Annotated in this window: 7 protein-coding genes; 3 read left to right on the forward strand and 4 right to left on the reverse strand. The window is 70.8% G+C overall.

What is annotated here, in order from left to right; translation table 11 throughout:
• Positions 1-22: 22 nt before the first annotated feature.
• Together SPR02S_RS23460 and SPR02S_RS23465 are read left to right on the forward strand one after the other, a co-directional pair.
• Complete coding sequence (locus SPR02S_RS23460; protein ID WP_019059442.1) at positions 23-1,516, forward strand: amidohydrolase; 1,494 nt, start codon at positions 23-25, stop codon at positions 1,514-1,516.
• Between the two features lie 74 nt (positions 1,517-1,590).
• Positions 1,591-2,271 (forward strand): isochorismatase family protein, encoded by a 681-nt coding sequence (locus tag SPR02S_RS23465; protein ID WP_019059443.1) that lies wholly within the window; start codon positions 1,591-1,593, stop codon positions 2,269-2,271.
• A gap of 108 nt (positions 2,272-2,379) precedes the next feature.
• On the opposite strand, the gene SPR02S_RS23470 is transcribed toward SPR02S_RS23465, so the two are convergent.
• A complete protein-coding gene (locus SPR02S_RS23470; RefSeq protein WP_019059444.1) occupies positions 2,380-3,675 on the reverse strand; it encodes a lysine N(6)-hydroxylase/L-ornithine N(5)-oxygenase family protein in 1,296 nt (431 codons plus the stop codon).
• A 110-nt stretch (positions 3,676-3,785) separates the two neighbouring features.
• On the opposite strand from SPR02S_RS23470, the gene SPR02S_RS23475 reads away from it, so the two are divergent.
• Positions 3,786-4,739 (forward strand): methionyl-tRNA formyltransferase, encoded by a 954-nt coding sequence (locus SPR02S_RS23475; protein ID WP_019059445.1) that lies wholly within the window; start codon positions 3,786-3,788, stop codon positions 4,737-4,739.
• An 86-nt stretch (positions 4,740-4,825) separates the two neighbouring features.
• Here SPR02S_RS23475 and SPR02S_RS23480 read toward each other — a convergent pair whose 3' ends face one another.
• From SPR02S_RS23480 to SPR02S_RS23490, 3 genes are read right to left on the reverse strand one after another with little or no spacing between them, the layout of a single operon-like run.
• Positions 4,826-5,710, reverse strand: coding sequence for an ABC transporter ATP-binding protein (locus SPR02S_RS23480; protein WP_019059446.1), 885 nt, complete (start codon positions 5,708-5,710; stop codon positions 4,826-4,828).
• Between the two features lie 4 nt (positions 5,711-5,714).
• Complete coding sequence (locus SPR02S_RS23485) at positions 5,715-6,797, reverse strand: FecCD family ABC transporter permease (protein ID WP_019059447.1); 1,083 nt, start codon at positions 6,795-6,797, stop codon at positions 5,715-5,717.
• Positions 6,794-7,834 carry a FecCD family ABC transporter permease gene (locus SPR02S_RS23490; RefSeq protein ID WP_019059448.1) on the reverse strand — a complete coding sequence of 347 codons (1,041 nt, stop codon included), beginning with the start codon at positions 7,832-7,834 and terminating at the stop codon, positions 6,794-6,796. Before SPR02S_RS23490 ends, SPR02S_RS23485 begins: the two co-directional genes overlap by 4 nt.
• Positions 7,835-7,969: the final 135 nt, after the last annotated feature.

Below are 7,969 nucleotides of genomic sequence, written 5' to 3' on the forward strand. Positions count from 1 at the left end.
CGGCATTCCCCTGGAGGCCCTTATGGCGGACAACCCCAGCGCTCTGACTCTCACCCGGGTGCGGCTCGGTGCCGGTGGGCCGCTCGCCCGGGTGCGGGTGGCGGACGGCCGGATCACTCACGTCGTACCGGAGACGGACGCGGGCTCCGGCGCCGAGGTCGACGGCGGGCGTCAACTCGACCTCGGCGGGCGGGTGTTGCTCCCCGGCCTCTGGGACGCCCACGTCCACCTGGCGGAGTGGGCGAGCGCCCGGCACCGTCTCGACCTGGCCGGTACCGCGTCCGCACAGGCCGTCGCCGATCTCGTCCGGGAGCGGGCGGGGGCGGCCGACGGCGCGGTCCTCTACGGGTACGGGTTCCGGGACGGGCTGTGGGCCGACGCCCCGCACAAGCGGCTGTTGGACGCGGTGTCGCCCGATCGGCCGGTCGCCCTGGTCAGTGCCGATCTGCATGCCGCGTGGCTCAACTCCGCCGGCCTCGCCCTGGTCGGCCGGGGCGACCATCCGACCGGCCTGATCAGGGAACACGAGGCTTTCGAGGTCCTCTCCGCGTTGCCCGCGGCCCCGACCGACGTGGTCGACGGCTGGATCGAGGACGCCTGCCGGGCCGCCGCCGCGCGCGGGGTCAGCGGTGTCATCGACTTCCAGTTCGGCGACACGGTCGCGGACTGGGAACGGCGCTCGGCCCGATTCCGGCCCGCCGTACGGGTGTCGGCCGCGGTCTACGCCAGTCACCTGGACGCCGCGATCAGACGAGGGTTGCGTACGGGGGACGAGGTCGGCGCGGACGGGAGTCTGGTCCGGATGGGCCCGCTGAAACTCTTCACGGACGGTTCGCTCAACACCCGTACCGCCCTGTGCCGCGACCCCTACCCGGGACTCGAGGGCACGGACGGCGCCCATGGCATCGAGGAGACGGCACCCGAGGAGCTTGTACGGCTCATGCGGCACGCCGCCGCGCACGGCATCGAACCCGCCGTGCACGCCATCGGGGACCGCGCCAACACCGTTGCCCTGGACGCCTTCGAGGCGGTGCGCTGCCGCGGCCGGATCGAGCACGCGCAGTTGCTGAGCCCCCAAGACCTGCCGAGATTCGCCCAGTTGGGAGTGGTGGCGGGAGTGCAGCCCCGGCACGTGACGGACGATCGTGACGTGGCGGACCGGCACTGGGCCGGACGCACCGAACGCGCCTTCGCCTACGGCGACCTGCTCGCCGCCGGGGCCCGGCTGGAGTTCGGCTCGGACGCCCCCGTCTCACCGCTCGACCCCTGGCTCGCCATCGCGGCCGCCGTCAGCCGCACCGATGACGAACGCCCCGCCTGGCACCCGGAGCAACGCATGTCCGTACCGGACGCGTTGGTCGCGGCGGCTCGCGGACGTCGGCTCATCCGCGTCGGCGACCCGGCCGACCTGGTGGTCGTCGACGCGGACCCCCTGGACGCCGAACCGGACACCCTGCGCGCGATGCCCGTGCACGCCACGCTGACGAACGGCCGCTGGACCCATGGGCCTTACTGAGCCGAACACCGGCGACGCGGCCCGATGTCCCGCGTTCCCCACGACCTTCGACGACCGGTGAGAGGCCGACGCGTATGCCGACATCCGACATGGTCCCGTACGTCATGCCCGGTTCCGCCGTGCTGCCCCCGGACCGGACGGGCTGGTCCATCGACCCGGGCCGTGCGGCGCTGGTGGTCCTGAACGTCCAGAACCACTTCCTGCACGTCCTGCGGGAGTCCTCCGCACCGGTAGGCGAACTCCTCGCCGGAGTCGGCCTGTTGACGGAGTCGGCGCGGGCGGCCGGCATCCCCGTCCTGTACACCCTCAAGACCGCCGAACGGGAACCGGACGGCCGGGAGACCAGCTTCGGGCATCCACGCCTGCCCGGCAGCGAGGACTCCCGTGGCGTCGTGGACGCGATCCGGCCGCAGGTCGGCGACAGCGTGCTGGTCGCGAAGCGGTTCAGTGCCTTCGCCGGTACCCGACTGCGGCGCAGGCTCGCGGAGTTGGGGCGCGACCAACCGGTGATCGTCGGGGTGTTCGCCCGCACCCAGGTGCTGCTGACGGCGGCCGACGCGTGGATGCAGGACATGGAACCGTTCGTCGTCGCGGACGCGGTCGCCGACCGGGCGCACGACGACCACCGGATGGCGATGGACTGGATCGCGGCGACCTGCGGGGCGGTCAGGACCGTACGGGGCGTGGCGGACGTGTTCGGCGGGCCCGGTCCCCGACACCGCGGAGATGGTCGGCCCTCAACGCCGCTGATGTGACTGAGGTTTGACCAGCGGCGGCCGGCAAGCACGAACACCGGCAAGCACAGACAGAACCCCGGGCCCGGAAGGGACCGTACCCTCCGGGCCCGGGGAGTTCATGCGGCGTCAGACGGGCAGTTTCGCCGCCTGTACCGAGCGGTGGATCTCCTCCGCGCGCACCGCGACCGTCGACAACAGCGTGCTGGTCAGACCGTGGGTGTGCTCGGTGCCGCCCTGGAGGTAGAGGCCCGCGGTGACTTCGGGGACCGTCTCGACCCGGTGGTCCCGGCCGACGCGGACCTCGTCGCCGTCGTCCCGCAGGCAGAGCTTCGCCGCCTCGCCGAGCAGCGAACTCAGGTCGCGGGGCCGGTAACCGGTGGCGAGCACCAGCACATCGGCGGACAGCACCTGCTTCTCGCCGGTGGGCAGGAACTCCACGGCGATGTCGAGACCGCCGTCCGACGCGGCGTCGACGGCGCGGATGCGGGAGACGTTGAGGAAGCGCAGCCGTTCCCGGCCGGCCACCTTCTCCCGGTACGCGGTGGCGTACAGGGTCTCGATCAAGTCCATGTCGACCACGGAGTAGTTGGTCGAGCGGTGGTAGTCGATGAGCGACTGCTTGACCTCGGACGGGGCCGAGAAGTAGACGTCCACCGCCTCCGGGTCGAAGATGCGGTTCGCGAACGGGCTGTCGTCCGCAGGGGTGTAGCCGTACTTGGCGAACACCGAGCACACCTCCGCGTCCGGGAAGGTGCGGTGCAGATAGTCCACCGCCTCGGCGGCGCTCTGCCCGGCGCCGAGCACCACGGCACGCTGTACGGGCTTGCCCTCGTCGGCCAGTTTCGTCGCGCGGGGGATCAACTCGCTGTTGTGCCAGATCCGTTCGGCCAGTTCGAGACCCGGCGGAACGTGTGGCTCAAGTCCCATCGCCACGCTGATGTTGCGCGCCCGGCGGGTGATCGTCGTACCGGAACCCGAAGGGTCGCGGCTGGTGACGTCGAAGTAGGCGATCTCGCCGTCGTCGCCGCGCACCGGGTCGACGGCGATGACCTCGCTGCCGTAGGAGACCAGGTGGGAGACCCGCTCGGCCGCCCACTCGAAGTACTCGTGGAACTCCACGCGCAGCGGGAACAGGGTCTTCTGGTTCAGGAAGTCGATCAGTCTGCCCTGCTCGCGCAGGAAGCAGAGGAAGCTGTAGTCGCTGGTCGGATTCCGCAGCGTGACCAGGTCTTTGAGGAACGACACCTGCATCGTGGCGTCGTCGATCAGCATGCCCCGGTGCCAGCCGAAGCGCGGCTGGCGTTCCAGGAACAGGGCGTTGAGACGGCTGTCTGCCGGAAGGCTCTTGTTGTGCTCCTCAACCGCTATGGACAGAGCGAGATTTGACGGACCGAATCCGATTCCGAGTATGTCGTGGACCACTTCGGAATCCAGTAGCGGTGACTTCACCGTGGCATCGCCTCCCTCAGGCAGCCCAATGCTAGATAAGGTAAGGCTAACCTTGCAATGAGTCGTTGAAGGGAAGGACCGTCATGCGGGTCGTCATGCTCGGCTATCAGACCTGGGGTCACCGCACGCTGCAGGCGTTGCTGGACTCCGACCACGAGGTCGTTCTCGTCGTCACCCACCCGAAAAGTGAGCATGCCTACGAGAAGATCTGGGACGACAGCGTCGCCGAACTCGCCGAGAAGCACGACGTCCCCGTCCTGCTGCGCAACCGCCCCGACGACGCCGAACTCCTCGACGCCGTACGGGAAGCGCGGCCGGACATCATCGTCGCCAACAACTGGCGCACCTGGCTGCCGCCGGAGCTGTTCGACCTCCCGCCGCACGGCACCCTCAACGTCCACGACTCGCTGCTGCCGTCGTACGCGGGCTTCTCGCCGATCATCTGGGCGCTCATCAACGGCGAGCCGCGCGTCGGCGTCACCGCGCACCGCATGAACGGCGAACTCGACGCGGGAGACGTCCTGATCCAGCGCTCGGTACCGGTCGGGCCCACCGACACGGCGACCGACCTGTTCCACCGGACCGTCGACCTCATCGCACCCATCGTGCGCGAGTCGCTCGACCTGATCGCCTCCGGCCGCGACGCCGGCCAGTGGGTCCCGCAGGACCGCGGCCGCGCCAGCTTCTTCCACAAGCGCTCGGCCGAGGACAGCCGCATCGACTGGAGCTGGCCCGCGGAACGCCTGGAGCGCCTCGTACGGGCCCAGTCGGACCCCTACCCGAACGCATACGCCTTCCACCGCGGCGAGCGGCTCAGGATCGTCTCCGCGGCCGTCTCGGAGGGACGCTACGGCGGCACCCCGGGCCGGATCTTCATCCGCGAGGGCGACGGCGTGGTCATAGTGGCCGGCCCCGAGGCCCACACCGGGCGCAGCCAGGGGCTGTTGGTGCGCAGGGTACGCACGGACGACGGCACCGAGTACGCGGCCGGTGACTACTTCCGCACGATGGGCGGGTACTTGACGTCCCGACCGTGATCGGCCGGCCCCACGTCGGCCGGCGGACTTCGGCGGCGGGGCGGCGGTAGGGGGTTCGGAAAAGTGTGACACTTCTCGCGAAAGTGTCACACTTTTTCGGAGACACCCGGCTGCCCGGCCGGGGAGGTGCCGTCGTGGTGATGCCGCCCCAGCGGGATCACCAACGGCGTGCCGCTGACCGGGTCCGGCGTGATCCGGCAGCGCAGGTCGAAGACGTCCTCAACGGTCGCCTCGGTGACCACGTCGGCGGGCGCGCCCTCGGCGACGATGCGGCCGGCCTTCATGGCGATGACGTGATCGGCGTACCGGCAGGCCTGGTTGAGGTCGTGCAGGACCATCACGATCGTGCGGCCCTCGCGCCGGTTGAGGTCCGTGATCAGGTCGAGTACGTCGATCTGGTGGGCGAGGTCGAGATAGGTGGTCGGCTCGTCGAGGAGCAGGATCGGGGTGCCCTGGGCGACGGCCATGGCGATCCACGCGCGCTGCCGCTGGCCGCCGGAGAGTTCGTCGACCGGGCGCTCGGCGAGGTCGGTGAGGCTGGTTGCTTCGAGGGCCGCGTGCACGGCTTCCTCGTCGGCCGCCGACCACTGTCGCCACCAGGTCTGGTGCGGGGAACGTCCCCGGCCGACCAGGTCGAGGACCGTCAGCCCCTCCGGCGCCACCGGCGTCTGCGGCAAGATGCCCAGTTTGCGGGCCAGTTCACGGGTGGGGACGGAGCGCAGCGCGACACCGTCCAGCTCCACCACGCCCTGGCGCGGGGCCAGTAGCCGGGCGAGCGCCCGCAACAGGGTTGATTTCCCGCAGGCGTTGGCGCCGACGATGGCCGTGATCCGGCCGGTCGGCACGGTCAGGTTCAGGTTCTCGACCACGGGCCGGCCGTCGTAGGCGAGATGAAGATCACGTGCCCGCAACTCGGGCCCCGGGGCCGGTGCTTCGGATGTCCGCGGGGTGCGCGGGTCAGTGGTCGACATGCGATCAGCCTCCAGAGCCCGCGCGGTTGGCGCGGATGAGCAGCCACAGCAGGACCGGCGCGCCGAGGGCGCCGGTGACGATCCCGACCGGCAGTTCCGTCCCCGGGATCGCCTCGCGGGCGAGGAGATCGGAGCCGAGGACGACGAGCGCGCCGGTGAGACCGGAGACGAGCGGGGGCGGCGACGAGGTGCCCGCGAGCCGCTGGGCGATCTGCGGACAGGCCAGCGCGACGAACGCCACCGGTCCGGCGGCCGCCGTACCGAACGCGACCAGGCCCACCCCCGCCAACAGCAGCGCCAGCCGCACGGGTTGGACGGGGGTGCCGAGCCCGGCGGCCACGTCGTCGCCGAGCATGAGCGTGCGCATCCAGCGGCCCATGCCCAGGGTGATCGGCAGCAGCACGGCCAGGGCGATCGCCAGGGAGTCCACCTGGTTCCAGGTCCGGCCGTTGAGGTTGCCGACCAGCCAGCCGAGCGCCGCCTCCGCCTCGAACCGATTGCCGCGCGCCACAAGGAAGTTGGTGGCACTGGAGCAGATCCAGGACACGCCGATGCCGACGAGGATGATGCGGTATCCGGTGGCCCCGCCCTTCCATGCCAGCGCGTACACGAGCAGCGCCGTGGCCAGCGCGCCGAGCAACCCCAGCGTGGACAGCCCGAGTCCGCCGGTCCAGCCGAGAACTACCGCAGCCACCACGGCAGTTCCGGCGCCCTCGGTGAGTCCGATCATGTCGGGGCTGGCCAGCGGATTGCGGGTCATCGTCTGGAACACCGCCCCGGAGACCCCGAACGCGACGCCGACCAGCAGCCCGACGAGGGCGCGGGGCAGCCGTAGATCCTGGACGACGATGACCGTGCCCGCGTCGCCCGAACCCCACAGCGCGCGGATGACATCCGTGAAGGCCACCGGATAGTCGCCGATGGTCAGGCCCCAGCAGAACAGCAGGAACGCGCCGAGCGCGACGCCGACTCCCGTGAGCAGCAGGCGTGGACGCAGCACGCCGGACACCGGGGGCACGGCCAGCCGGAACGGCCGGTTGCCCAGGGCGGCACGCGGGGGAGCGACAACGGGTGAGGGCACGCTCATACCTCCGCGAGCTTCCGGCGGCGGACCAGGACGATGAAGAACGGGCCGCCGAGGAAGGCGACGAGGACACCGGCCTGGATCTCGGTCGGGCGGTCCACCATCCGGCCCAGAATGTCGGCGGACAGCAGCAGCACGGGCGCGAGCGCGGCCGAAAGAGGCAGCAGCCAACGGTAGTCGGGGCCGATACCGGCGTACTGCGCGAGCACTCGCGCGATGTGCGGGACGACCAGACCGAGGAAGACCACGGGACCGATGACGGCGACGGACGCGCCGGTCAACAGGACGACGGCGGTGACCCCTTGGAGCCGTACCAGACCGAGCCGCCGTCCCAGCGAGGCGGCCACGTCGTCGCCGAGGGCCATGCTGTTGAGGGCGGGAGCGAGGGACAGGGCCAGTACGGCGCCCACGGCGAGGAAGGGCAGGATGCGCACCAGCTCGCCGGAGTCCTGGTCGGCGAGGGTGCCGGCAGACCAGAAGCGGTAGCGGTCCAGCGCGTCCTGGTCGGTGAGGACGATGGCGCTGGTGAACGACTGGAGCAGCGCGGTGATCGCGACCCCCGCGAGCGCCAGTTTCACCGGTGTGGCCCCGGACCCGCCCAGCCGCCCCAGGAAGAAGACCACGACACTCGCGACGAGCGCCCCGCCGAACGCGAACCACACGTAGCCGTACAGCGAGGCCACCCCGAACACCCCGACCGCCACGACGATCGCGAAGGACGCCCCCGCGCTCACCCCGAGAATGCCCGGGTCCGCGAGGGGGTTTCGGGTCAGGGCCTGCATCAGCGCGCCGGACAGACCGAGCGCGGCGCCCGTCGTCAGACCGAGCAGGGTGCGGGGCACGCGCACCGACCAGATGACGTTGTCGACGAGGCGGCTGGGCGGATGGCCGAGGACCGAGCGCACGACATGGTCGAGCGGGACGCTGAGCGCGCCCAGGGCGATCGACAGGAGCGACAGCAGGACGAGGAGGGCGACGACCAGTGTCACCAGCACCGTGGTGCGAAGCCTTCTGCCTGAAGCCACTTTGCCGGTCTCCATGTCGTCTTCCGTGGTGCCACCGGGGCATCTTCCGTGCTCTGGAACCCTGTTGGCGGACCACCGGACGGCCCCGCCAGCAGCTTAGGTGAGCATAACCTCAGCGGCTGTGACATGGACCTGGGGTTCCGGGGTGGG

The sequence above is a fragment of the Streptomyces prunicolor NBRC 13075 genome (genome assembly GCF_000367365.1).
GTDB classification, from domain to species: domain Bacteria; phylum Actinomycetota; class Actinomycetes; order Streptomycetales; family Streptomycetaceae; genus Streptomyces; species Streptomyces prunicolor.

Excerpts from the sequence above, each read along its gene's own strand:
- SPR02S_RS23480 (WP_019059446.1), bottom strand. The coding sequence starts at position 5,710 with ATGTCGACCACTGACCCGCGCACCCCGCGGACATCCGAAGCACCGGCC.
- SPR02S_RS23475 (WP_019059445.1), top strand. The coding sequence starts at position 3,786 with ATGCGGGTCGTCATGCTCGGCTATCAGACCTGGGGTCACCGCACGCTG.
- SPR02S_RS23490 (WP_019059448.1), bottom strand. The coding sequence starts at position 7,834 with ATGGAGACCGGCAAAGTGGCTTCAGGCAGAAGGCTTCGCACCACGGTG.
- SPR02S_RS23460 (WP_019059442.1), top strand. The coding sequence starts at position 23 with ATGGCGGACAACCCCAGCGCTCTGACTCTCACCCGGGTGCGGCTCGGT.
- SPR02S_RS23465 (WP_019059443.1), top strand. The coding sequence starts at position 1,591 with ATGCCGACATCCGACATGGTCCCGTACGTCATGCCCGGTTCCGCCGTG.
- SPR02S_RS23485 (WP_019059447.1), bottom strand. The coding sequence starts at position 6,797 with ATGAGCGTGCCCTCACCCGTTGTCGCTCCCCCGCGTGCCGCCCTGGGC.